Raw genomic sequence first — 24,027 nt, 5'->3', positions numbered from 1 at the left:
CGGCTCCGAGGCCGCTGGAGGCCGGGCCCTCACCCAAACACCGCACGGCGCAGAATGGGGCATGGCGGGTTCGGCGGAGCGGGCGAGGCACTGGCGGTACGCGGAGTTGCCCGGCGCCGACGGGCCGCCGACCGACCGGGCGGGCGCCGGGAGGAGGGCCGATGAACGTCTGGATCGCGATCGCCGCCACCGCCGTCGGCTGCCACGCCGTCAAGCTCCTCGGCCTGCTAATCCCCGAAGGCGTCCTGGAACGGCCGCTCGTTCAGCGCCTCGCCGCCCTGTTCCCCGTGGCCCTTCTCGCCGCCCTCACGGCCCAGCGGACCTTCGCCGACGGACACGCCCTGGTCCTGGACGCCCGGGCGGCGGGGCTCGCCGCAGCCGCCGTCGCGCTGCTCCTGCGTGCCCCCATCCTGCTCGTCGTGGCCGCGGCGGTGATCGTGACGGCCGGGGTGCGGGCGACGACGGGCTGACGCGATGGTCGGGGTACACGCGCGTGCGGCACCTCAGCCGATCGGCCGCCCGTACGCCCGCAGCGTACGCAGCGCCTCGATCGTCACGATCGGTCGGCTCTCCGTCGCGGTGCTCGGAGCCCACTGCCGCCAGCGGATCGGCCAACCACCGTCCTCCGCCTGCTCGCTCGCCAGGAAGTCGAGAGAGCGGGCCATCTCCTCGTCGGTGAACCACGCGCGCGCGAGCGACTCCGGAGTGGGGGCGAAGTCGTGCGGGTAGTGGTGCTCTCCCGGCGCGTAACCGGCGGACACCGGGTACTCGGCCGGCCGCTCCGGATCCAGCGTGGCGAGCCGGTGCTCGCGCACCAGGCGGCCGAGCCGGTCGGCGGTCGCCTGCGCGCGCGGGCGGTCGGGTACGGACTCCAGGAACGCCACGGCGGCGTGGACCTCATAGGGGTGCGACCTCTCCAGGGACTCGACCGCCTGCCAGCAGAAGTCGGTGGCCCGGAACAGCCACGCGTGCCACACCTGGTTGCGGTGCAGCAGGCCCACCACGGGCCCGGTCGCCAGCAGATCACTGGGCGGGTCGTCGACGATCGGCACGAACGGGGCCGCCGGATAACCGCGTTGGCCGGGGTGCACCGCGGGGAGGGCGCCGTCGGGGGTCGACACCGAGGTCAGATAGCGGCACACGCGCTCCACCCGCTGTCCGCCGCAGCGCCCGATCGAGTCCAGCACACGCAGCGCGTGCCCGGTGTGCAGAGGCTGGCTGACGGGACCGCGAAGATCGGGTTCGAGCGCGTGGCCGTACCCCTCGTCGGCGTTGCGGTAGGCGGCCAGAGCGGTCTCCACCGCGTCGGCGCCCCCGTTCAGGAAGTGGTACGCGAAGCGGCGCTGCTCCAGCACACGCGCGGTCAGCCAGACGAACTCCCCGGCGCGGGCGAGCGGGGTGTGTGCCGGGGGCGATGAGGGGAGGGGGGATGCTCCGGTTTCGGCCATGGGTCAGACCGTAGGACGGAAAGCGGTGTCGGCAAGCCGTCCCGGCCGGGCCCACCCCCTGGGGCGGGATACTGGACTCATGCGGTTGACGGTCTTCTGGCAGCGGATGGCGGATCACTTCGGTGAGGGGTACGCCGACACCTTCGCGCGCGATCATGTGATGTCCGGCCTCGGCGGGCGCACGGTGCGCGAGGCGCTGGACGCCGGCTGGGAGGCCAAGGACGTGTGGCGCGTGGTGTGCACGACCATGGGCGTTCCAGCCGAAAACCGCTGAAAGCCACCGAATTCGCCGGGCGAGGGCTGGTCGTCGGACCGGGAGATCCGGGGGCGGGGACCGATTGTCGGTGGCGTGGGCGAAACTTGGTCCGTGGCCCCCACAGACGAGACCGCGCGGTTCGAGCCCCAGGCATCCCCGTTCGGCACGACACCGCCTCCCCGCTCCCAGGCCGGTCCCGGCCCCGGCGCCGCGCCGAGCAACCGCATGCCCCGCTGGCTGCCGCGCGCGATGGTGCTGGCGCTCACCCTCGTCGCCGTCTTCCAACTGGGCAGCTGGGCGTTCCACCAGCTCATCGGCCTGCTGACCAACGTCCTCATCGCGTTCTTCCTCGCACTCGCGATCGAGCCCGCGGTGAGCTGGATGGCCTCGAAGGGCCTGCGCAGGGGCTTCGCCACCCTTTTGGTCTTCCTGATCACGCTGATCGGGGCCGCAGGCTTCGTCACCCTGCTGGGCTCGATGCTCGCCGGACAGATCATCAAGATGGTCGAGGACTTCCCGGCGTACCTCGACTCCGTCATCAGCTGGATCAACGCCACCTTCCACACCGAGCTCAAGCGCGTCGACATCCAGGAGGGGCTGCTCCGCTCCGACTGGCTGCAGAAGTACGTGCAGAACAGCGCCACGGGCGTCCTCGACGTCTCAGCGCAGGTCCTGGGCGGCCTCTTCCAACTGCTGACGATCGCGCTGTTCTCGTTCTTCTTCGCCGCCGACGGCCCACGGCTGCGGCGCGCGCTGTGCTCCGTACTGCCGCCCGCCAAGCAGGCCGAGGTACTGCGCGCGTGGGAGATCGCCGTCGACAAGACCGGCGGCTATCTGTACTCACGCAGCCTGATGGCGCTGGTCTCCGGCGTCGCGCACTACGTCCTGCTGGAGTACCTGGACGTGCCCTACGCGCCCGCGCTCGCGGTCTGGGTCGGTCTGGTCTCGCAGTTCATCCCCACCATCGGCACCTATCTCGCGGGTGCCCTGCCGATGCTGATCGCCTTCACGGTCAACCCCTGGTACGCGCTGTGGGTCCTCGTCTTCGTAGTCATCTACCAGCAGTTCGAGAACTACCTGCTGCAGCCCAAGCTGACCGCCAAGACGGTGGACATCCACCCGGCCGTCGCCTTCGGATCGGTCATCGCGGGCACCGCACTCCTCGGGGCCGTCGGCGCGCTCATCGCCATCCCCGCCATCGCCACCCTGCAGGCCTTCCTCGGGGCGTACGTGAAGCGGTACGACGTCACGGACGACCCCCGGGTGCACGGACACCGCAGACGCGGCACGCGTAACCTCTTCGCCCCCCTGCACAGACGGGCGCAGGCGGCATGGGAGGGGGCGGCACCGGCGGCGACGTCCTCAGGCGCGTGCGCAAGCGGCTGGAGCGGAAGTTGGACCAGCGGCGCGCGAGACCCGAGGACGGCGCCTCGTAAGAGGACGGCACCCCGTACGACAGCCATCGTCGCCGTCGTCCGTGCTTGAAGCACCCTTCCGGAAGTCGTCCCACTGCCGCGTGGTCCGCTTGACACTAAAATCGAACATCCATTCTCATGGAGGCTCCGGCGAGGCTCTCGACGGGAGTTTCAACAGGGTTTTCGTGGAGAAGTGCCCGAGTTATCCACAGGTCGGGCGGGCGTCGGGGCCCATTGTCAGTGGCAGGCGTTAGCGTCTTTCACGTGAAGCGATCGACTCAAGCAAATCGGGTGGAACCCATGGCAGGAACCGACCGCGAGAAGGCGCTCGACGCCGCGCTCGCACAGATTGAACGACAATTCGGCAAGGGCGCGGTCATGCGCATGGGCGAGCGGCCGAACGAGCCCATCGAGGTCATCCCCACCGGGTCGACCGCCCTCGACGTCGCCCTTGGCGTCGGCGGCCTGCCGCGCGGCCGAGTGGTGGAGGTGTACGGCCCGGAGTCCTCCGGCAAGACGACCCTGACCCTGCACGCGGTGGCGAACGCGCAGAAGGCCGGCGGCCAGGTGGCCTTCGTGGACGCGGAGCACGCCCTCGACCCCGAGTACGCGAAGAAGCTCGGCGTCGACATCGACAACCTGATCCTCTCCCAGCCGGACAACGGCGAGCAGGCCTTGGAGATCGTGGACATGCTGGTCCGCTCCGGCGCCCTCGACCTCATCGTCATCGACTCCGTCGCCGCGCTCGTCCCGCGCGCGGAGATCGAGGGCGAGATGGGCGACAGCCACGTGGGTCTGCAGGCCCGCCTGATGAGCCAGGCCCTGCGGAAGATCACCAGCGCGCTCAACCAGTCCAAGACCACCGCCATCTTCATCAACCAGCTCCGCGAGAAGATCGGCGTGATGTTCGGGTGCTTCAACTACTCGACTCGGGTCACACTCGCCGACGGCACGCAGGAGAAGATCGGCAAGATCGTCAACCAGCGGATGGATGTGGAGATCCTCTCCTACGACCCGGATACCGACAAGATCGTCCCTCGACGCATCACCAACTGGTTCGACAACGGGAACGCCGAGCGATTCCTGCAGTTCACCGTGGCCAAGTCCGGGAAGAACGGCAAGGCTCAGTTCGCCGCGACGGAGAACCACTTGATCCGTACGCCGGGAGGCTGGCGTGAGGCAGGTGAGCTGATCGCCGGTGACCGTGTGCTCATCAGCGAGAAGAAGGCACTGAGCGGACAGCAGGAGCAGGTCGTCCTCGGGGCACTGATGGGCGACGGCAACCTTTCTCCGAACCGGAAGGGTCGTACCGGAGTCCGCTTCCGTATGGGTCACGGGGCCAAGCAGGCCGAGTACCTGGGCTGGAAGGTCTCGCTGCTCGGAAACATCGGATGCTCGCGGACACAGAATGAGAAGGGCGCGGTCTTCGCGGACTTCTCTCCGCTGCCAGAGCTGGACGAGCTGAGGGAAGTCGTCTACTTCGGCGGAGACAAGAAGCACATCACCTGGGAGCATCTCAAAGCGATGACTCCGCTGGCCCTGGCCATCTGGTACATGGACGACGGCTGCTTCACGGTGCGTTCCCAGGGGCTCCAGGAGCGTACGGAAGGCGGTTCAGGCCGGATCGAGATCTGCGTCGAGGCCATGAGCGAAGGCTCACGGGAGCGCGTCGTTGAGTACCTGCGAGACACGCACGGTCTTGACGTGAGCCGTAGGCTCGCAGGCGAACGGCAGAGGGCGGTGCTGCAGTTCAGCACTGACTCATCGGCGCGCTTCCAGGAGATGGTGGCTCCCTTCGTGCACCCGTCCATGGAGTACAAGCTGCTTCCGCGCTTCCGCGGCCGATTCGGTGTCGAGCCGGAGTTCATCGAGGAGACACAGCGCCTGGTCGCCTCGGAGATCCTCGACATCCACGTCAAGCCGCCGACGCGTTCCATGAAGAAGTTCGACATCGAGGTCGAGGGCACACACAACTACTTCGTTGACGGCGTCATGGTCCACAACAGCCCGGAGACCACGACAGGTGGCCGCGCGCTGAAGTTCTACGCTTCGGTGCGACTCGACATCCGCCGCATCGAGACACTGAAAGACGGCACCGACGCGGTCGGCAACCGAACCCGCGTCAAGGTCGTCAAGAACAAGGTCGCGCCGCCCTTCAAGCAGGCCGAGTTCGACATCCTCTACGGCCAGGGCATCAGCCGCGAGGGCGGCTTGATCGACATGGGTGTGGAGCACGGCTTCGTCCGCAAGGCCGGCGCCTGGTACACGTACGAGGGCGACCAGCTCGGCCAGGGCAAGGAGAACGCCCGTAACTTCCTGAAGGACAACCCCGACCTCGCCAACGAGATCGAGAAGAAGATCAAGGAGAAACTGGGCGTCGGCGTTCGTCCCGAGGAGCCCACCACCGAGCCGGGCGCGGACACGGCGGTCTCGGACCCGGCCGCGGACGACGCAGCGAAGACAGTGCCAGCCTCGGCTGCCAAGGCCGCAAAGACCAAGGCCACGGCGGCGAAGAGCTAGTCCGTGACACGCAGAACGGACTGGGGCGAGTACGCATACCCCAGTGCCCCCGAGAGCCGGGGGCGCGGGGGTACCGCCGGGGGTACAGACGGGCACGGGTTCGGCCCGTACGACGACACGCCGTGCTACGGCACGGACGGGCCCCACGACGGTGAGTTCTACGACGGCGAACCGTACGGCGGTGACGGTGACGCCGGTCGGCGGGAGGATGGCTCGCGCTCCGGTGCGGGCGGTGACGCACGCGGCGGCCGGCGGCGTGGCTTCGGGGAATCGGGCGACGGCCCGAATGACCGGGGCACCCAGGACGGGGGTTCCTCTCTCTCGTCGAGGGCCGGGAAAGGGGAGTTCCCAGGGGACCCGGTTGAGCGGGCGCGCGCGATCTGCCTGCGCCTGCTCACCGGGACCCCGCGCACCCGCAAGCAGCTCGCGGACGCCCTGCACAAACGCGAGATCCCCGAGGACGTGGCGGGCGAGGTGCTGTCACGGTTCGAGGAGGCCGGGCTGATCAACGACAGCGCGTTCGCGGACGCCTGGGTGGAGTCCCGGCACCACGGCCGGGGTCTGGCCCGCCGAGCCCTCGCCCGGGAGCTGCGCACCAAAGGCGTCGACTCGGCGCTGATCGACGAGGCCGTCGCCCAGCTCGACTCCGAGCAGGAGGAGTCCACAGCGCGCGAGCTCGTCGCCCGCAAGCTGCGCTCCACCCGAGGCCTCGACCGCGACAAACGCCTCCGCCGCCTCGCGGGCATGCTCGCCCGCAAGGGCTACCCCGAGGGCATGGCCCTCCGTGTGGTCCGGCAGGCGCTGGAGGACGAGGGGGAGGAGACAGAGGGGCTGGAAGACGAGGGGTACTGAGGCAAGGCGGCCGTGGCCGGTGCCGCGACGGTGTCCCCAGGGCTCGACGATCGCCGAACCGCGGCCTCCGGACGGCGGTCACCAGCCGCCCGGACCATGGGCCCAACCCTTGGGCCCCTCGAGCCGCGCGCTTATCGCCAGTCTCGTCAGAAGGACGGCGACACATGCGGCCCGCATAGCGGACGAGGTGCATGTGGACCCTTGCGCCACAGGCGCGTAGAGGTGTCGGCACGGGCCGGGGTGCACCACGACAGCGCGGAGGGAGCAACTGGCCGGCACCATGCGCACACAAGGTGACGGCAGGTCCGGAGAGTACGGGTGACTCAGTGCGAACTCGCGGTCGCCCCGGTCGTCTCGGGCTGCTGCCCGGCCCCGCCCAGCGCCGCCTCCGCCGCCGCGTACAGATCGGCCGGGCGCACCCCGCTCAGGGCGGTGACGAGGTGGCCGTCGGGGCGCACCAGGAGCACGGTATGGGCGGCTGCGCCCGGATAGGTCTCGGCGACCAACAACTCGGCGGAGTGCGGCAGGGCGGTGACAGCGGCTGCGAGCCGGGGCATCAGCCCGGCGCTCACCCAGTGCTTGCGCTCCCACACTCCGGTACCCGGCGCGACCAGCACCACCAGCAGCGCCCCGCGACCGAGCCGTTCCCGCAGGGGCACGATGGAGCCGTCCTCGGCGGTCACCCGCACATCGGTGACCTGGGCACCCGGCAGTGTGTCGACCGGAGCCTCCGCGACGGTGCGCGGAGGCATGAGCGGTGAGTCGGAGTACGCCCCGGGCGCACCCAGCGCCCCGCGCCCCAGGTGGCCGTCCGCGAGCAGCGCTTCATGGCTCCGGGCCGAGCCGGGGACGTACGACCGCAGTCCTTTGACGCCGCGCAGCACGGGCAGCACCTGGTCGGCGGCGCGCAGCCGGGCGGCGACGCCCGCGCGCCGCTCCGCCTGGTAGCTGTCGAGCAGCGCCTCGTGGGGCCCGTGGTGCCAGGCCAGAGCCAGCTTCCAGGCGAGGTTGTCGGCGTCGCGCAGGCCTTCGTCGAGGCCCTGGGTGCCGAGCGCCCCGAGCAGATGCGCGGCGTCCCCGGCGAGGAAGACCCGGCCGACCCGCCACCGCCGGGCGAGCCGGTGGTGCACGGTGTGGACGCCGGTGTCCAACAGGTCGTACGGCGGTGTGGAGCCGCCCGTCCAGCCCGCGAGGGTCTCCCGGACACGGGTCACGAGGAGTTCCGGTGTCACCAGGTCCTTGCCCGGCGGCAGGAGCCAGTCCAGGCGCCACACGCGCTCGTCGAGCGGCCGTGCGGTGATCTCCCCGCCGGACGGGCCCGAGGTGCGCCACGGCGGCGTCCGGTGCAGCAGTGCTTCGCCGGGCCAGGGGAGCTCCGCGCGGAGTGCCGCAACGGCGTGCCGTTCCACCGCCGTACGGCCGGGGAAGCGGATGTCCTGGAGTTTGCGGACCGTCGAGCGGGGGCCGTCGCAGCCCACGAGGTAACTGCCCCGCCACCAGGTGCTCTTGGGGCCGCGGGTGTGGGCGGTGACGCCGGAGGTCTCCTGCTCGACGGCGTCGAGCCGGCTCTCCACGGCGATTTTGACGAGCCGTTCGCCGCCGATGGTGTCACGCAGGGCGGCGGTCAGGACGTGCTGGGCGATGTGGAGCGGGGGAGGTCCACGGAGCCCTCGACGACGGGCTCGGAGCCGCTGCGGGCGTTCCGCGCGCTGTCCGTGGAGTCCGGCTCGTCGAAGTCCCCTTCCCCGAAATAGACCTGACGCATCACCTGCTTGCGCCGCATCGACCGCCATCCGGCCCAGCGGTATCCGGCCTCCGCGAGCGGGGCCCCGGACAGCCGTTCCAGCAGCGCGGCCGTGTCGTCCTGCAGCACGACCGTCCGCGCGAGCCGCTGCTCGTCCTTCCCCGGCCCTTCGTCGAGGACCACGGACGGCACCTCCTGGCGCGCCAGCGCAAGGGCGAGCGTGAGCCCCACGGGCCCTGCTCCGACGATGATCACCGGGTCCACGGCGCGGCGCTCCCTGCCCGACGTGACGTCCCGGCGGACGTGGGTGAACAGGAAGTCGGAGCAGGGTGCACGATCACAGAACGTATGCAACCCATTGCCGGTGCCTGCGTCAAGCGACGGAGGGCAGTGGCGATCATGCCACTGCCCTCCTTGGGACTGATTCCGGGGACACCCTGGGCGGATGCCACCTGATCATTCGTCAGGTATCGGTCTTCTTGGGGTAGGTGCCGAGACCGGGGATACCGCCGCCCTCCCCACCGGTCGCCGTGGTGCCCCCGACCGCCGCCGCGGGAAGCACCGCTCCGGTCGACTTCTTGCCACGCCGCAGTCTGCTTTCCAGCCAGCTCGCGAAGGTGGTGAGTGCGAAGTTGAGAGCCACGAAGATCACGGCCACCACGGTGAAGCTGGCGATGGTGTTCGCGCCGTAGAACGAGCTCATCGGGCGAACCGCCGCCAGCAATTCGTCGAAGTTGAGCAGCGCGCCACCGAGCGCGGTGTCCTTCACGATGACGACCAGTTGGCTGACGATCGCGGGCAGCATCGCCGTGACCGACTGCGGCAGCAGGACGAACCGCATCGTCTGGTTCTTGCGCAGACCGATCGCCATCGCGGCTTCCGACTGCCCCTTCGGCAGGGACAGGATGCCGGCCCGCACGATCTCCGCGAGAACCGAGGCGTTGTACAGCACCAGGCCGGTGACGACCGCGTACAGCGGACGGTCGTCCGGGCTGATGTTCGTGTACTCGGAGTACACCTGGTTGGCGAAGATCATCAGGATCAGTACGGGGATCGCTCGGAAGAACTCCACCACGGCGCCGGACGGCCACCGCACCCACTGGTGGTCGGAGAGCCGCGAGATACCGAAGAGCGCACCGAGCGGCAGAGCCAGCACCATGGCGAGGGCCGCCGCGATGAGGGTGTTCTCCAGGCCCGGCAGGATGTACGTGGTCCACGTCCGGGAGTCCGTGAAGAAGGGCGACCACTTCGCCCAGTCGAGCTGGTTCTTCTCGTCGAGCTTGACGTACACCCACCACAGAGCGGCGGCGAGGGCGACCACGAACAGTGCCGAGAGGAGGGCGTTCCGACGCCTGGCCCGGGGCCCGGGTACGTCGTACAGGACCTGACTCATCGCTTCACCGCCACCTTCTTGCTCACCCAGCCGAGGATCAGACCGGTCGGGAGGGTGAGGCAGCAGAACCCGAACGCGAAAATGGCGGAGATGAGGAGGAGCTGGGCCTCGTTCTCGATCATCTCCTTCATCAGGAACGCCGCCTCGGCCACGCCGATCGCCGCCGCGACCGTGGTGTTCTTGGTCAGGGCGATCAGCACGTTCGCCAGCGGCCCGACGACGGAGCGGAACGCCTGGGGAAGGATCACCAGGGTCAGCACCTGGGTGAAGTTCAGCCCGATGGCACGGGCCGCCTCTGCCTGGCCGACCGGCACGGTGTTGATGCCGGAGCGCAGTGCCTCGCAGACGAACGCCGCGGTGTAGGCGGTCAGACCGAGTACGGCGAGCCGGAAGTTGATGCCCGTGCCCTCGAACCTCTCGGCGCCGAGGGCGATGCCCAGCGTCGAGTAGAGGCCCAGCGAGGTGAAGACGATGATGATCGTCAGCGGGATGTTCCGCACCACGTTCACATAGGTGGTGCCGAATCCGCGCATCAGGGGGACGGGGCTGACCCGCATGGCGGCCAGCAGAGTGCCCCAGACCAGGGAGCCGATGGCTGAGTAGACGGTGAGCTGCACCGTCGTCCAGAAGGCCCCTAGCAGGTCGTAGTCCTCAAGAAAGTCGAACACTGTCTCCCGCGCTTCCGCGTATGGGCAGGGCGCGGCACGCCGCCACGGAGAGCGGCGCGCCTACCCTGTCGCCCTGCCTCACTTGACGATGTTGCCGATCTTCGGCGCGGGCTCGTTCTTGTAGTTCGCCGGACCGAAGTTGGCCTTCACGGCCTCGTCCCAGGAGTTGTCGGACACCATCTTCTCCAGGGCACTGTTGATCTTGGCCTTGAGGTCGCTGCCCTCCTTGACGCCGATCCCGTAGTTCTCGTTGCTCATCTTGAAGCCGGCGAGCTTGAACTTGCCCTTGAACTGCTCCTGCGCCGCGTACCCGGCGAGGATGGAGTCGTCGGTGGTCAGCGCGTCGACGGCCTCGTTCTCCAGGCCGGTCAGGCACTCCGAGTAGCCGCCGTACGTCTGCAGGTTGGCCTTCGGGGCGATCTTGTCCTTGACGTTCTGCGCCGATGTCGAGCCGGCGACCGAGCAGAGGTTCTTCTCGTTCAGGTCCTCCGGCTTCGTGATCGAGTTGTCGTCGGCACGGATCAGGATGTCCTGGTGGGCGAGGAGGTACGGGCCGGCGAAGTCGACCTTCTTCTCGCGCTCGTCGTTGATCGAGTACGAGGCGGCGATGAAGTCCACGTCACCGCGCTCGAGCATCGTCTCGCGGTCGGCGCTCTTGGCTTCTCGCCACTCGATCTGGTTCTCGTCGTAGCCGAGCTCCTTGGCGACGTACGTCGCGACGTCGACATCGAAGCCCGCGTAGTCGCCGTCGGCGGTCTTCTGGCCGATGCCCGGCTGGTCGAACTTGATGCCGATCGTGATCTTCTCGCTGGAGCCCGAGTCCGACCCGCTCTCGTTGCCGCTGCTGTCGTCACCGCCGCAAGCGGTGGCCGTGAGGGCGAGGACGAGGGCCGTGGCCGCTGCGGCGGAGACCTTGCGAAGCTTCATGGTGAACATCCTTTGACTGGTGAAGAGATGCGGACCGTCACGGGGTGGGTGCCGGTGCCGAAAGCGGGGTTCGGCAGGGCCGTCAGTGGTGCAGGATCTTCGACAGGAAGTCCTTGGCCCGGTCGCTGCGGGGGTTGCTGAAGAACTGGTCCGGCACCGCCTCTTCGACGATGCGGCCGTCCGCCATGAACACCACCCTGTTGGCGGCAGAACGGGCGAAGCCCATCTCGTGGGTGACCACGACCATGGTCATGCCCTCCCGGGCGAGCTGCTGCATGACTTCCAGGACCTCGTTGATCATCTCGGGGTCGAGTGCCGAGGTCGGCTCGTCGAAGAGCATGACCTTGGGGTCCATGGCCAGTGCCCGCGCGATCGCGACACGCTGCTGCTGACCGCCCGAGAGCTGCGCGGGGTACTTGTCCGCCTGGGTGCTCACACCGACCCGGTCCAGCAGGCTCCGGGCCTTCTCCTCGGCCTTCTTCTTGTCGGCCCTGCGGACCTTGAGTTGCCCCAGCATCACGTTCTCGAGCACGGTCTTGTGCGCGAAGAGATTGAACGACTGGAACACCATGCCGACGTCGGCGCGCAGCCGGGCGAGCGCCTTGCCCTCGGCGGGCAGCGGCCTGCCGTCGATCAGGATGTCGCCGGAGTCGATCGACTCCAGCCGGTTGATGGTGCGGCACAGAGTGGACTTACCGGACCCGGAGGGTCCGATCACCACGACGACCTCGCCCCTGGTGATCGTCAGATCGATGTCCTGGAGCACGTGCAACGCGCCGAAGTGCTTGTTGACGCTCTTCAGGACGACCAGGTCGTCGGCCGCGGGCACCGCGTCCTTGACCACCGAAACTTCGGTCATCGCTTTCTGGCTCCGTCCTCCTCGGTTTCGGAGGACAGTAGTGACCCCCGACGACCAGCGTCATTACATCTGAGGGAAGTTTGAGCATAACGATCTGGTAGCTGGGCGGGCACTGCCCGTAGCGGGGCTCGGCGGGGCGTTTCGGCTGGGTAACGGAACCCCCGCGGAACCCGTACGGCCTTGACGGCGTCCTCACTCATCAGTGTCACTGCGAAGGGGTCCACGCGCGCGTGCCCGAGGTGCGCGTCCGCGTAATGTGTGCCAGCCGAGACGTACACATGACCGAAACGTGATGCGCACCGAACCGGAAGGGGCCGGAATGAGGCTGCTCCTCGTCGAGGACGACAACCACGTCGCCGCTGCCCTGTCCGCGGTCCTGGCCCGGCACGGCTTCGCCGTCACGCACGCCCGCAGCGGCGAGGAGGCGCTCCAGGCGCTCGTCCCGGAGGGGAACGGCTTCGGGGTCGTCCTGCTCGATCTCGGCCTGCCCGACCAGGACGGATACGAGGTCTGCGGCAAGATCCGCAAGCGCACCAGCACCCCGGTGATCATGGTGACGGCCCGCGCCGACGTACGTTCCCGGATCCACGGCCTCAACCTCGGCGCCGACGACTACGTGGTCAAGCCGTACGACACCGGCGAGCTGCTCGCCCGGATCCACGCCGTCGCCCGCCGTCGGGCCCCCGACGGGGCCGCGGCGCCCGGCGACACCGGGCTGCGCCTCGGGTCCGTGCTCATCGAGCTGCCCACCCGCCAGGTCAGCGTGGACGGATCGGTCGTCCAGCTGACCCGCAAGGAGTTCGATCTGCTCGCGCTGCTGGCCCAGCGGCCCGGGGTGGTGTTCCGCCGGGAACAGATCATCAGCGAGGTGTGGCGGACCAGTTGGGAAGGGACCGGGCGCACCCTCGAGGTGCATGTCGCCTCCCTGCGGTCCAAGCTGCGGATGCCCGCCCTGATCGAGACGGTGCGCGGGGTCGGCTACCGGTTGGTCTCCCCGACGCCGTAGCGTGCCCGCGTGCGCACTCGTCTTCTTCCGCTGCTCATCGTCCTGATGGCCGCCGTGCTGCTGGCACTCGGCATCCCACTGGCGGTGAGCCTCGCGGCGGCGCGGCAACAGGAGGTGGTCGTCGACCGCATCGACGACACGGCGCGCTTCGCGGCCCTCGCCCAGTTCGTCACCGAACGCCCCAGCGGATCCCGGGTCGACACCACGGACGGCCGCCGCGAGACCCTGCAGCGGGAGCTGGACCAGTATTACAACGTGTACGGCATCAAGGCCGGCGTCTTCTACCGCGAGGACGGCCGGGCCCCCATGGCCAACGCCCCCTACGAGTGGGGTGTGCCCACCGAGGGAGAGGGCCTCGCCGCCTTCGACGAGGCGCTGCTGGGGCGCCGCCCGCACGACCCGAAGCAGGTGTGGCCCTGGCAGGACGGCCGTCTGGTCGTGGCATCCCCGGTCATCCACGACGGTGACGTCGTCGCCGCCGTAGTCACCGACTCGCCCACGGATCAGATGCGCTCGAAGATCCTGCGCGGCTGGCTGATCATCGGCGCGGGCGAGATCGCCGCGATGCTCCTCGCCGTCGGCGCCGCGCTGCGTCTGACGGGGTGGGTCCTCAAGCCCGTACGGGTCCTCGACGTCACCACCCACGCCATCGCCTCCGGACGCCTGAAGTCGCGGGTCGCGGTGGCCGGCGGACCGCCGGAACTGAGGCGCCTGGCCGGGTCGTTCAACGAGATGGCCGACAACGTCGAGGACGTCCTGGAGCAGCAGCGCGCCTTCGTCGCCGATGCCTCGCACCAACTGCGCAACCCGCTGGCCGCGTTGCTGCTGCGCATCGAGCTGCTCGCCCTCGAACTGCCCGAGGACAACGAGGAGATCGCCTCCGTCCGCACCGAGGGGAAGCGCCTCGCCCGTGTCCTCGACGACCTGCTCGACCTGGCACTCGCCGAGCACGCCGAGGCCGATCTGCGGCTCACCGACGTGGGCGAGCTGGCCGCCGAGCGGGTCGCCTCCTGGTCGCCGCTCGCCGACGACAAGGGCGTACGACTGGTCGGCACCTGCCCGGCCACCACCGCCTGGGCCGACCCCGTCGCCCTGTCCAGCGCCCTGGACGCGGTGATCGACAACGCGCTGAAGTTCACGCCCGCCGGGGAGACCGTCGAGGTCCGGGTCGCCTCGAACGGCGAAGCCTGCACGGTGGTGGTCACCGACGGCGGGCCAGGCCTCAGCGACGAGGAACTGGAGCGCGTCGGCGACCGCTTCTGGCGCAGCACAGCGCACCAGAACATCAAGGGCTCGGGCCTCGGGCTCTCCATCTCCCGGGCGCTGATCGTGGCGGGCGGCGGTTCCATCTCGTACGCCCACCACAAGCCGCACGGGCTGCGGGTGACGGTGTCGGTGCCGAGGACGCGTCCGCCGGCCTGAGACGCGTTTGCCGGTCTGTGCGAGGCCGGGCGGGGCACAGGGGCTCACGGGGGGCCTAGCGGGGCCGGGCCCCCGCCGCGGGAAACGGCCGGTTACGGCTTCACCGACCGGTAGTACGCCCCCGCGCCCTCGTGCAGCGGCAGCGGGTCCGTGTAGATGGCGGTGCGCAGGTCCACCACCTGGGCCGCGTGGACGTGCTGGCCGATGTTGTCCCGGCTCTTGAGGACGACGCGGGTCAGCCACTCGGTGAGCCGGGGGTCCACGTCCTCGCGGGTGATGAGCAGGTTCGCCACGGTAAGGGTGGGCACGGGGTTCGTCAGAATGGTCGGGTAGGCGTCGGCAGGCATCACGGACGTCCGGTAGTGGCTGAAGACCCCGCCCTGGTCGTGCAGTTTCGTCACCAGGTCGCTGCGGATCGGGACGAACCGGAACTCGTACTTCTCCTTGACCGCGAGGTCGCTCAGGCCCTTCGTGGGCAGTCCGCCCGACCAGAAGAAGGCGTCTATCTCGCCGGTGCGGAGTTCGTCGGGGCTCGTCCCGATGGTGTCCCGCCGCGCGTCGATGTCCTTGTCGATGTCCAGGCCGTCCGCCGCCAGCAGACGTTCCGCTATCAGCCGTACGCCGGAGCCCTCGGGTCCGACGGCGACCCGCTTGCCCTTCAGTTCCGAGACGCTCTGGACGGTCGAGTCGGCGGGGACGACCAGCTGGATGTAGTCGTCGTACAGCCGTGCGACGCCGCACAGCTTGTCGGCGCCGGGCCGACCCTCGTCGATGTACGTCTGCACGGCGTCGGCCTGGGCGATGGCGAAGTCGGCCTTCCCGGTGGCCACACGGCGGACGTTCGTCTGGGACCCGTTGCTGGGCATCAGCTGGACCCGCAGGCCCGGCATGTCGCCGGAGATCGCGTTGCGCAGCCGGTTGCCGTACTCCTGGTAGACGCCCCGTTCGGCTCCCGTGGTGAGGGTGATCGCCCCGCTCGGCGACTCCTCGCGCGGCCACAGCCACCACGCCAGCAGCCCGAGGACCACCAGCGAAGCCATCGAGCCCAGGAGTGCGTGCCGCCTGCCGATGCGGGGGAGTGCCTGGACCATGCGCGAGATCCTGCCAGGTCACCCGGCGGGCGACCAGGGTCGGACCCATCCGGTGCCGGCTCGTGACATCGGGGCGGCCTCCGTGGCGGGACCGCGCCCGGCGGTGGTCACACCCGCTGCCGGGCCCGCGCTCGACGGGCCCGGCAGCCGCGAGACGGAGCCGGGGTCAGCGCCCGGCCACGGCCGTGCGGAGGCGGTCCAGCTCCTGGTACATGACCTCGCCCGGGCACTCGGTGGCCATCCAGTCCCGGTGACCGCTGATCTCCGCGACCTCCTTCTGCGTGCCGTTGACCGGGTTCGTGTACGTCACGCGGGCCTGCGGGTCGACGCCGTGGTGTCGCACGAGCACCTTCACCAGCCGGGTGAGGGCCTGGCGGGCCGCCTCCTTCGGGCCCCGCTCGGTGAAGGTGCCCAGCAGTGCGATGCCGAGGTTCCCGGAGTTGAAGCCGCCGACGTGGAAGCCGGTCACCACCTTGCCCTCGGCGTCGTGCGCGGGCAGGCCGTCGTCACCGGAGTAGCGGCCCTCGTAGATGCGGCCCTCCTCGTCGATGAGGAAGTGGTAGCCGATGTCGCCCCAGTCGTTGGTGACGGCGTGCAACTGGTAGATCGCACGGACGGTGGCGGCCGGGTCCGGGTCGTCGTTGGCCATGGCCGTGTGGTGCACGGTGATGGTCTGGAACGGGTAGAACGCGGTCGGCGAGTTCTCCGAGCCGTCCGCTTTGAACCGTAGCGACTCGTCGGCGCCCCAGGCCGCCCGGGAGAGGTACCGGACACCGCGGACGCGGGTCGGGTCGGACGGCACGGGGACCTTCCGGCCGGGGCCGTGCTGGGTGTCGAGCGCCAGGGAGCGCAGTCCGGTGGCCCCGTCGGGTGCCTTCAGTTCGTAGCCGGCGGCCTGGTCGGCCACGAGCAGTACGCAGCCGCCGTTGGCCACCGAGCAGCCGCCGTCACCGAGCGACCGCCAGGCGCCCTGGCCGCCGTCGGTGTCCCGCAGCCGGACGGCGCCGCCGGTGGTCTCGTCGGTGCCGCCCCAGCGGACCCCCAGGTAGCCGATGGGAAAGGCCGTAGCGACGGCGGCCTCGCCGGTGGCGGCCTCGCTGCGGGTCTTCGGGAAGGTCTCGGTGGTGGTACCGGCCTTGGCGTCCTCCGAGCCGGTGTCCGCGGTCTTGGAGTCGTTGGTCGTGGCCATCACGGTCGGCGTGATCACGGCACCGGCCGCGACCGCGCCGGCGGCGCCGATCAGGCTGCGACGGGCCACGCGGGTCTTGGCCCGGTGGGCGGGGGAGGTGGGGGGAACACTCATTGTCGGTCCTCAATCGTTCAGGGGGGTACTTGAAGACTCAAAGGAGAGTACGGAGTCGCGTCAGAGCCTTCGGCAGCGCCCCCCTGCTACTGATGCGGCATCAGAAGACCTTGGAGTGAACGGAGTTGGGACGACAGGGGCGTAGGAACGGACGGGCCTGCCGAGGTGCCGGTGGTGGGTCGGTAGGGTCGGCGGATGAGCTCCTCTCCCGCCCGCTTGGTCCGCGAGTTCCACCGGGCCCTCGACCTCGACGCCCGCACCACGCCCACCGAGGTCTCACCCGAGCTGGCCGCCCACCGCGGAGAACTGCTGGCCGAGGAGGCCGCCGAGGTCGCCGAGGTGGCGGTCTACGGCCCGCTCGACCGGCTGGCCCACGAACTGGCCGACGTCGTGTACGTGGCGTACGGCACCGCTCTCGTCCACGGCATCGACCTGGACGCCGTGATCGCCGAGATCCACCGCTCCAACATGACCAAGCTGGGCCCCGACGGCCGGGTCGCCCGCCGGCCCGACGGCAAGGTACTCAAGGGCGACCACTACCGGGCGCCCGACGTGTCGGCGGTGCTGCGACAGCAGGGCTGGAGCGGCTGACGCACCGGGCCGGTCGCCGGACGGGCAGGACCTCATGCGGACCCTCTTGCGCCGGCGCGACCAGCGCTCGAAGTCAGCGAGTCCAGTCGTTCTCGGCGTCGCCGTCCCGGAGAAGCACTCCGAACCCGGGACCGGGTGAGGCGCCGGCCCCTCGGTTGCGGTCACGCGCGCGCAGGGCCTTGGACCGGCTCGACGGCCTGAGCGAGGCCGGCGGGATCAGGTCGACCGGCGTCGGGATCACCACGGTAGGGAGTGATTTCCGGGGGGTGCCTCCATGTCCTCTCATGGCCTTCATCCCCCTTCTTGCCGACGGAGACGATGACAGGACGGAGGCCGCCGGGCCGGACCTCTCGTCCCGCGGCGCCTGCTGAGGACGCTCATGCTCGGCGACGTGCGGAGCGCCGCCCCACTGAGTGGGCCCTGCGCCGTGACCGACAAGGGGCACATCGTCCGGGCCCGGACGCAACGGCTGGTCGGCGACCCGGAACGCGGCGCGGAGTTTCGACAACGCCCCCGAGCTGATCGAGTTCGACGTCACCGTGAGGAAGCCCGTGAGGCAGGGCGGGTGCCGGGGGAACGCCGGGCCGAGCTCCTTCCGGGAACGCCTACCCTAGACCCATGACCAGCAGCAGCGACCGGAGCCCGGCAGTGGACGTCCAAGGATCCAAGAGTTACGAAGTCCGGACTTATGGATGTCAAATGAACGTCCACGACTCCGAGCGGCTGTCCGGTCTCCTGGAGGAGGCCGGCTATGTGCGCGCGCCTGAGGGCGCCGGTGAGGGCGACGCCGATGTCGTCGTCTTCAACACCTGCGCCGTACGCGAGAACGCCGACAACCGCCTCTACGGCAATCTTGGCCGGCTCGCCCCGATGAAGACCGCCCGCCCGGGCATGCAGATCGCCGTCGGCGGCTGTCTGGCACAGAAGGACCGGGACACCATCGTCAAGAAGGCGCCCTGGGTGGACGTCGTCTTCGGCACGCACAACATCGGCAAGCTGCCCGTCCTGCTGGAGCGCGCCCGCGTCCGGGACGAGGCCCAGGTCGAGATCGCCGAGTCCCTGGAGGCCTTCCCCTCCACGCTGCCGACCCGCCGCGAGAGCGCCTACGCGGCCTGGGTCTCCATCTCCGTCGGCTGCAACAACACCTGCACCTTCTGCATCGTCCCGGCCCTGCGCGGCAAGGAGAAGGACCGCCGCACCGGCGATATCCTCGCCGAGATCGAGGCCCTGGTCGCCGAGGGCGTCTCCGAGATCACCCTGCTCGGCCAGAACGTGAACGCGTACGGCAGCGACATCGGCGACCGCGAGGCGTTCAGCAAGCTGCTGCGGGCCTGCGGGAAGATCGACGGTCTGGAGCGGGTCCGCTTCACCTCCCCGCACCCCCGCGACTTCACCGACGACGTGATCGCGGCCATGGCGGAGACACCGAACGTGATGCCGCAGTTGCACATGCCGCTCCAGTCCGGATCGGACACGATCCTCAAGGCCATGCGCCGCTCGTACCGTCAGGAGCGCTACCTGGGGATCATCGAGAAGGTCCGCGCCTCCATCCCGCACGCGGCCATCACCACCGACATCATCGTGGGCTTCCCCGGCGAGACCGAGGAGGACTTCGAGCAGACGATGCACGTGGTGCGCGAGGCCCGCTTCACACAGGCGTTCACCTTCCAGTACTCCAAGCGTCCCGGCACGCCAGCGGCCACCATGGAGAACCAGATCCCCAAGGAGGTCGTCCAGAAGCGCTACGAGCGGCTCGTCGCCCTTCAGGAGGAGATCTCCTGGGAGGAGAACAAGAAGCAGGTCGGCCGCACCCTGGAGCTCATGGTCGCCGCGGGCGAGGGCCGCAAGGACGGCGCCACCCACCGCCTCTCCGGCCGCGCCCCCGACAACCGCCTCGTGCACTTCACCAAGCCCGACCGGGAAGTCCGCCCCGGTGACGTCGTGACCGTCGCGATCACCTACGCCGCCCCGCACCACCTCCTCGCGGAGGGCACGGTCCTCGACGTCGTCCGCACGCGCGCGGGCGACGCCTGGGAGAAGCGCAACGCGACCCCGGCGGACAAGCCGGCGGGCGTCCTGCTCGGCCTGCCGAAGATCGGCGTCCCGGAGCCGCTGCCGGTGGCGGCGACCGGCGGCTGTGGCGGCCACTGACCGGACTCCGGCCCGGATACCGGGTCCAGCTCGGTCGCTGCCGTGGTTCGCGGGCCGCGGGTGCGTGGGGGTTGTTCGCGCGGTTCCCCGCACGCCGTGAAGGGCGCGACTGTCACCGGTGGCGGCAAGAGCTACCCTGCGGATCATGCTTGTAGCCGCCGCCGTCTGCCCCTGCCCTCCGCTGCTCGTCCCCGAGCTCGCCGCGGGGGCCGCGCCCGAGCTGGAGTCGGCACGGGAAGCGTGTGCGGACGCGCTCCGGGTGCTCGCCGCCGCCCGGCCCGACCGGCTGGTGGTCGTGGGCCCCGCCGGGCAGGACGGGCGGTACCCGGAGGGCTCGCGCGGTTCGTTCCGGGGCTTCGGCGTGGACCTCGACGTCCGCCTCGGACGCGGCGGCACGACAGACGCGGCGGACCTGGTGGCCGAGCTGCCCGCTTCCCTCGCCGTCGCCGCCTGGCTCCTCGACCATGGCGACTGGGCCGACGTGCCCATGGAAGCGCTGGGCGTGGCGGAACCACTCGCCCTCGAGCGGTGTATCCATGTCGGACGGGACATCGCCGGGGCGGCCGAGCGGCTGGCCCTGCTGGTGATGGGCGACGCCAGCGCATGCCGGACGGTGAAGGCCCCGGGGTACCTGGACGACCGCGCGGCCGACTTCGACGCGGAGATCGTGTGTGCCCTCGCCACCGCGGACGTCGCGGCCCTGAAGGCGCTGGACACCGGGCTCGCAGGCGAGCTGAAGGCCTCCGGCCGCACCCCCTGGCAGGTCCTGGCCGGCGCCGCCGAGGACGCCGGCCTGGACGGGAGGCTCCTGTACGACGAGGCGCCGTACGGCGTGGGCTACGTCGTGGCGGCCTGGTCGTAGAAGACGTCCCAGGACACGGACACGGCGGACGGCCGGGAGCCCGTTGTGCCTCCGCGGCCGTCCGCCGATGTGCAGGTGTTCAGGAAGCCGGAGGCGGCGGCGTGGTGCCGCCGCCCGGAGACGGGGGTGTGTGGCCGCCGCCCGGAGACGGGGGTGTGTGGCCGCCGCCCGGAGGCGGGGGTGTGTGGCCGCCGTCCTCGCCCTTGTGCGCGAGTCGGTCCATGGCGTGCCTCGCCTTGCCCGTGCCCGACTGGATCCTGTCGCTGTACTTGCCCTTGGTCTTCCTGTCGACCGTGTGCGCGGCCTTGTCGAGACCGTGCTGGATCTTGTCCTCGTGCTTCTGTGCGAGGTGCGAGACCTTGTCCTTGGCCGGGGAGAGTTTGGATTTCACATTATCCAGCAGACCCATGGTTCACCTTCCCGCGCGGGTCAGTTACTTGCGGGCGCCCTCACTGGCCTCGTTGTCGGCGGCCTGGTCGGCGGTCTGCTGCTTGGGGATCTCCACGTCGTCCGCCTCGTCGGCGCCCTCCACCGAGGGCTCCGGCGACTTGTCCTCCGTCGCGGCCTTGGTCTCGGTCTCGGACTGGGCAGCTTCAGTCGATCCCTTCGCTTCCTCCGACTCCTCCGTCTCGGTCTCGGCGGTCGGCGCGGATGCCGTCACGGTGGCCTCTTCCGCGGCCTTCACCTTGCGACGAAACAGTGAAAAAACGCCCATATCAACCTCAATGCTAATCATGCGGTCTAATTCCCGCGCTCTCCCGGAGCGTCCCATTGCGTCACCCGGGCCGCCGGTACTCGAAACCGGCGCTTCGGACTCGCAACACGCAACGACCTGGGCCCCCTCGCGTCACGGAGCTCGTTCGAGAAGAGGCTTCGGCATTTGCGAGACTGGGGCGGTGAGTAGCGCAGTTCCCCCTCCGCGGGTCATCGCCGTCGTCGGACCGACCGCGGCCGGAAAGTCCGATCTGGGTGTCTTTCTGGCCCAGTGCCTCGGCGGCGAGGTCGTCAACGCCGATTCCATGCAGCTCTACCGGGGGATGGACATCGGCACCGCCAAGCTGACCCCCTGCGAGCGCGACGGAGTCCCGCACCATCTCCTGGACATCTGGGACGTCACGGCCACCGCCAGCGTCGCCGAGTACCAGCGGCTCGCCCGTGCGCGCATCGACGCCCTGCTCGCCGAGGGTCGCTGGCCGATCCTGGTGGGCGGCTCAGGACTGTACGTTCGCGGAGCCGTCGACAACCTGGAGTTCCCCGGCACCGACCCCGACGTTCGCGCCCGCCTGGAGGAGGAGCTGACGCTGCGCGGCTCCGGAGCGCTCCATGCCCGGCTCGCCGCCGCCGACCCCGAGGCCGCGCACGCCATCCTGCCCAGCAACGGCCGCCGTGTCGTCCGCGCCCTCGAAGTGATCGAGATCACCGGGAAGCCGTTCACGGCGAACCTGCCGGGCCATGACTCGGTCTACGACACCGTCCAGATCGGCGTCGACGTGGCACGCCCCGAACTCGACGAGCGCATCACCCGCCGTGTCGACCGCATGTGGGACGCCGGACTCGTCGACGAAGTGCGCTCGCTTACGGCGCAGGGATTGCGCGAGGGGCGTACGGCGTCGCGTGCGCTCGGCTACCAGCAGGTCCTCGCCGCGCTCGCCGGGCAGTGCACCATGGACGAGGCGCGTGCCGAGACGGTCCGTGCCACCAAGCGCTTCGCGCGCCGTCAGGATTCATGGTTCAGACGCGACCCGCGGGTGCATTGGTTCAAGGGAGGGCTCGCCGACCTGACGGAACTCCCGCGGCTCGCCCTGACGTTGATCGAACGACCGGTCACAGCCTGATCACGTCATTGCATCGGGTCGCCCCGGCGGCCATCCCGGCCTCCGGGGGCGTGCCATCATCGAGCTTCGATCGACCAAGTGGAGTCCGAGTTGGGAGGGCGCGTGGCGATGGAGGCCGGCCCTCGCGACACCGCACAAGGCGCGGAGCACGACACCGCGGAGGACACGGAACAGCTGGTTACCGAGGGGTACGCACTGGATTCCGACGGTGACCCGCTGAGCCCCGACGGTCCCGAGGACCAGCCTTCCGGCGGTGTGAGTGACGACGGACCGGAACCGGACGAGATGTCCGGGCCGGAGGTCGAGGTCGAGCTGCGCCCGCAGCGCAGGCTGCGGCTGTGGCAGCTCGCGCCCATCGTGGGCCTCGCCGCCGTCGGCTCCCTGATGTTCGCCTTCCCGCTCGCCTTCGAGTTCGGGGACGGTGGCGCCGTGGTCGCCATGCTCGGTCTGCTGATCTGCTCCACCGCGGCCGGCTGGGGCATGATGGCAGCCCGCCGCGTGGGTCACACATGGCCCGGCCTGCCCCAGCGCGGCTCCGGCCGCCGTCCGGACTGGCGGCTCGTGCTGGCGTACGCCCTGGTGCTCGCCGCGGTGGCCTTCCTGGCCGTGTGGCGGGTGGCCCGGCTGCGCTGAGGCCCGGTCCGGACATGCTGTCGTACCCAGCCCGTACGATCGAGGAATGAGCACGCGGATCGCCTTCCTCAAGGGTCACGGGACCGAGAACGACTTCGTGATCCTCCCCGACCCCGAGAACGTCATCGACCTCTCCCCGGCCGCCGTCGCCGCCCTGTGCGACCGGCGCGCGGGCATCGGGGCCGACGGCGTCCTGCACGTCGTACGGTCCGCCGCGCACCCCGAGGCCGAGGAGATGGCGGCCGAGGCGGAGTGGTTCATGGACTACCGCAACGGCGACGGGTCGATCGCCGAGATGTGCGGCAACGGCGTCCGGGTGTTCGCCCGCTATCTCCAGCACGCCGGACATGTCAGCGGGGGTGATGTCGCCATTGCCACGCGTGCGGGCGTGAAGAGCGTCCACATCGACAAGGACGGTGACGTCACGGTCGGCATGGGCAGCGCGCGGTTCTCCGAAGGGGATGTCACGGTGAGCGTGGGGGAGCGCAGCTGGCCCGCGCGGAACGTGAACATGGGCAACCCGCACGCGGTCGCCTTCGTGGACGATCTCGACGACGCCGGGACCCTGTACGCGGCGCCGCTCTTCAGCCCCGCCTCCGCGTACCCGGACGGGGTCAACGTCGAGTTCGTCGTCGTCCGGGGCCCCCGGCACGTCGCGATGCGCGTCCATGAACGCGGCTCCGGCGAGACCCGCTCCTGCGGCACGGGCGCATGCGCCGTCGCCGTGGCCGCCGCCCGCCGGGACGGCGCCGACCCGGCCGTGACGGGCGCCCCGGCGACGTACGCCGTCGATGTGCCCGGCGGCACCCTCGTGATCGCCGAACGGCCGGACGGCGAGATCGAGATGACCGGCCCCGCGGTGATCGTGGCCGAGGGCGAGATCGACGCCAAGTGGCTGGAAATCGCTGCACGTTGAGATGAGGCGGGGTGTGGCATGGTGCCGTCCGGAGCGCGGACGTGCCCTGCTTCCAAGCTCACCGGGCGTTCGGACGCGCGAATCCCTGGTGCGCCCCGAGTGGGTGGCTCGAAACCGTAAACGCCGGAGCCTTCG

General features: G+C 70.0%; 22 protein-coding genes and 3 pseudogenes. 15 read left to right on the top strand and 10 right to left on the bottom strand.

Going from position 1 to position 24,027, the window contains the following annotated elements; all coding sequences use genetic code 11:
• Window positions 1–161 precede the first annotated feature (161 nt).
• Window positions 162–470, top strand: a complete 309-nt coding sequence (locus WBG99_RS08585) for an AzlD domain-containing protein (protein WP_338895763.1) — start codon at window positions 162–164, stop codon at window positions 468–470.
• A gap of 33 nt (window positions 471–503) precedes the next feature.
• On the opposite strand, the gene WBG99_RS08580 is transcribed toward WBG99_RS08585, so the two are convergent.
• Window positions 504–1,448 carry a hypothetical protein gene (locus WBG99_RS08580; protein ID WP_338895762.1) on the bottom strand — a complete coding sequence of 315 codons (945 nt, stop codon included), beginning with the start codon at window positions 1,446–1,448 and terminating at the stop codon, window positions 504–506.
• Between the two features lie 79 nt (window positions 1,449–1,527).
• On the opposite strand from WBG99_RS08580, the gene WBG99_RS08575 reads away from it, so the two are divergent.
• From WBG99_RS08575 to recX, 6 genes and pseudogenes are all read left to right on the top strand, one after another.
• A complete protein-coding gene (locus WBG99_RS08575) occupies window positions 1,528–1,722 on the top strand; it encodes a DUF3046 domain-containing protein (RefSeq protein ID WP_338895761.1) in 195 nt (64 codons plus the stop codon).
• Window positions 1,723–1,815: 93 nt separating this feature from the next.
• Window positions 1,816–3,189, top strand: coding sequence for an AI-2E family transporter (locus tag WBG99_RS08570; protein WP_338895760.1), 1,374 nt, complete (start codon window positions 1,816–1,818; stop codon window positions 3,187–3,189).
• 230 nt (window positions 3,190–3,419) lie between these two features.
• Window positions 3,420–4,031: pseudogene (gene recA, locus WBG99_RS08565) on the top strand (recombinase RecA); the annotation flags it as partial.
• Window positions 4,023–4,883 (top strand): annotated as a pseudogene (locus WBG99_RS08560) (recombinase RecA); the annotation flags it as partial. The pseudogenes recA and WBG99_RS08560, both read left to right, overlap by 9 nt.
• Window positions 4,884–4,901: 18 nt before the next feature.
• Complete coding sequence (locus WBG99_RS08555) at window positions 4,902–5,639, top strand: hypothetical protein (protein WP_338900263.1); 738 nt, start codon at window positions 4,902–4,904, stop codon at window positions 5,637–5,639.
• 3 nt (window positions 5,640–5,642) lie between these two features.
• Window positions 5,643–6,491 (top strand): recombination regulator RecX, encoded by an 849-nt coding sequence (gene recX / locus WBG99_RS08550; protein WP_338895759.1) that lies wholly within the window; start codon window positions 5,643–5,645, stop codon window positions 6,489–6,491.
• A 323-nt stretch (window positions 6,492–6,814) separates the two neighbouring features.
• On the opposite strand, the pseudogene WBG99_RS08545 reads toward recX, so the two are convergent.
• The 5 genes and pseudogenes from WBG99_RS08545 to WBG99_RS08525 all read right to left on the bottom strand — a co-directional run bounded on the left by WBG99_RS08545 (window position 6,815) and on the right by WBG99_RS08525 (window position 12,082).
• Window positions 6,815–8,499: pseudogene (locus WBG99_RS08545) on the bottom strand (FAD-dependent monooxygenase).
• Window positions 8,500–8,698: 199 nt separating this feature from the next.
• The gene (locus tag WBG99_RS08540) at window positions 8,699–9,628 is read right to left on the bottom strand and encodes an amino acid ABC transporter permease (RefSeq protein ID WP_338895758.1); all 930 of its coding nucleotides are present in this window, start codon (window positions 9,626–9,628) and stop codon (window positions 8,699–8,701) included.
• Window positions 9,625–10,296, bottom strand: coding sequence for an amino acid ABC transporter permease (locus WBG99_RS08535; RefSeq protein ID WP_338895757.1), 672 nt, complete (start codon window positions 10,294–10,296; stop codon window positions 9,625–9,627). The genes WBG99_RS08540 and WBG99_RS08535 overlap by 4 nt, the downstream gene beginning before the upstream one ends.
• A 78-nt stretch (window positions 10,297–10,374) precedes the next feature.
• A complete protein-coding gene (locus WBG99_RS08530; RefSeq protein WP_338895756.1) occupies window positions 10,375–11,223 on the bottom strand; it encodes a glutamate ABC transporter substrate-binding protein in 849 nt (282 codons plus the stop codon).
• Between the two features lie 82 nt (window positions 11,224–11,305).
• Window positions 11,306–12,082: an amino acid ABC transporter ATP-binding protein gene (locus WBG99_RS08525; RefSeq protein WP_338895755.1), complete on the bottom strand. Its 777-nt coding sequence runs from the start codon at window positions 12,080–12,082 to the stop codon at window positions 11,306–11,308.
• A gap of 319 nt (window positions 12,083–12,401) precedes the next feature.
• Between WBG99_RS08525 and WBG99_RS08520 the strand changes: the two genes are divergently transcribed.
• Both WBG99_RS08520 and WBG99_RS08515 read left to right on the top strand, forming a co-directional pair.
• Window positions 12,402–13,088 (top strand): response regulator transcription factor, encoded by a 687-nt coding sequence (locus WBG99_RS08520; RefSeq protein ID WP_338895754.1) that lies wholly within the window; start codon window positions 12,402–12,404, stop codon window positions 13,086–13,088.
• Between the two features lie 9 nt (window positions 13,089–13,097).
• Window positions 13,098–14,510, top strand: coding sequence for a HAMP domain-containing sensor histidine kinase (locus WBG99_RS08515; RefSeq protein ID WP_338895753.1), 1,413 nt, complete (start codon window positions 13,098–13,100; stop codon window positions 14,508–14,510).
• A 92-nt stretch (window positions 14,511–14,602) separates the two neighbouring features.
• On the opposite strand, the gene WBG99_RS08510 is transcribed toward WBG99_RS08515, so the two are convergent.
• Window positions 14,603–15,601, bottom strand: coding sequence for a TAXI family TRAP transporter solute-binding subunit (locus tag WBG99_RS08510; RefSeq protein WP_338895752.1), 999 nt, complete (start codon window positions 15,599–15,601; stop codon window positions 14,603–14,605).
• 166 nt (window positions 15,602–15,767) lie between these two features.
• A complete protein-coding gene (locus WBG99_RS08505; protein ID WP_338895751.1) occupies window positions 15,768–16,904 on the bottom strand; it encodes a peptidoglycan recognition family protein in 1,137 nt (378 codons plus the stop codon).
• 195 nt (window positions 16,905–17,099) lie between these two features.
• Here WBG99_RS08505 and WBG99_RS08500 point away from each other — a divergent pair, with 195 nt between their 5' ends.
• The 3 genes from WBG99_RS08500 (at window position 17,100) to WBG99_RS08490 (ending at window position 20,508) form a co-directional block, all read left to right on the top strand.
• Window positions 17,100–17,495 carry a MazG nucleotide pyrophosphohydrolase domain-containing protein gene (locus tag WBG99_RS08500; RefSeq protein ID WP_338895750.1) on the top strand — a complete coding sequence of 132 codons (396 nt, stop codon included), beginning with the start codon at window positions 17,100–17,102 and terminating at the stop codon, window positions 17,493–17,495.
• A gap of 618 nt (window positions 17,496–18,113) precedes the next feature.
• On the top strand, window positions 18,114–19,646 hold the full coding sequence (miaB, locus tag WBG99_RS08495; protein WP_338895749.1) for a tRNA (N6-isopentenyl adenosine(37)-C2)-methylthiotransferase MiaB: 1,533 nt from the start codon (window positions 18,114–18,116) through the stop codon (window positions 19,644–19,646).
• A 145-nt stretch (window positions 19,647–19,791) separates the two neighbouring features.
• A complete protein-coding gene (locus WBG99_RS08490; protein WP_338895748.1) occupies window positions 19,792–20,508 on the top strand; it encodes a class III extradiol dioxygenase subunit B-like domain-containing protein in 717 nt (238 codons plus the stop codon).
• Window positions 20,509–20,587: 79 nt separating this feature from the next.
• Here the strand turns inward: WBG99_RS08490 and WBG99_RS08485 are convergent, their stop codons facing one another.
• A complete protein-coding gene (locus WBG99_RS08485) occupies window positions 20,588–20,917 on the bottom strand; it encodes an antitoxin (RefSeq protein WP_338895747.1) in 330 nt (109 codons plus the stop codon).
• A gap of 24 nt (window positions 20,918–20,941) precedes the next feature.
• Window positions 20,942–21,193 carry a hypothetical protein gene (locus tag WBG99_RS08480; RefSeq protein ID WP_338895746.1) on the bottom strand — a complete coding sequence of 84 codons (252 nt, stop codon included), beginning with the start codon at window positions 21,191–21,193 and terminating at the stop codon, window positions 20,942–20,944.
• A 211-nt stretch (window positions 21,194–21,404) separates the two neighbouring features.
• Here WBG99_RS08480 and miaA point away from each other — a divergent pair, with 211 nt between their 5' ends.
• From miaA to dapF, 3 genes are all read left to right on the top strand, one after another.
• Entirely contained in the window at window positions 21,405–22,343 is a 939-nt protein-coding gene (miaA, locus tag WBG99_RS08475) for a tRNA (adenosine(37)-N6)-dimethylallyltransferase MiaA (RefSeq protein WP_338895745.1), read from the top strand.
• A gap of 102 nt (window positions 22,344–22,445) precedes the next feature.
• The gene (locus WBG99_RS08470; protein WP_338895744.1) at window positions 22,446–22,976 is read left to right on the top strand and encodes a hypothetical protein; all 531 of its coding nucleotides are present in this window, start codon (window positions 22,446–22,448) and stop codon (window positions 22,974–22,976) included.
• 46 nt (window positions 22,977–23,022) lie between these two features.
• Window positions 23,023–23,892, top strand: coding sequence for a diaminopimelate epimerase (gene dapF, locus WBG99_RS08465; protein ID WP_338895743.1), 870 nt, complete (start codon window positions 23,023–23,025; stop codon window positions 23,890–23,892).
• Window positions 23,893–24,027: the final 135 nt, after the last annotated feature.

This window comes from Streptomyces sp. TG1A-60 (genome assembly GCF_037201975.1).
Lineage (GTDB): Bacteria > Actinomycetota > Actinomycetes > Streptomycetales > Streptomycetaceae > Streptomyces.
The sequence above is the reverse complement of the archived record's forward strand: the minus strand, read 5'-3'. Positions and strand labels throughout refer to the sequence as shown.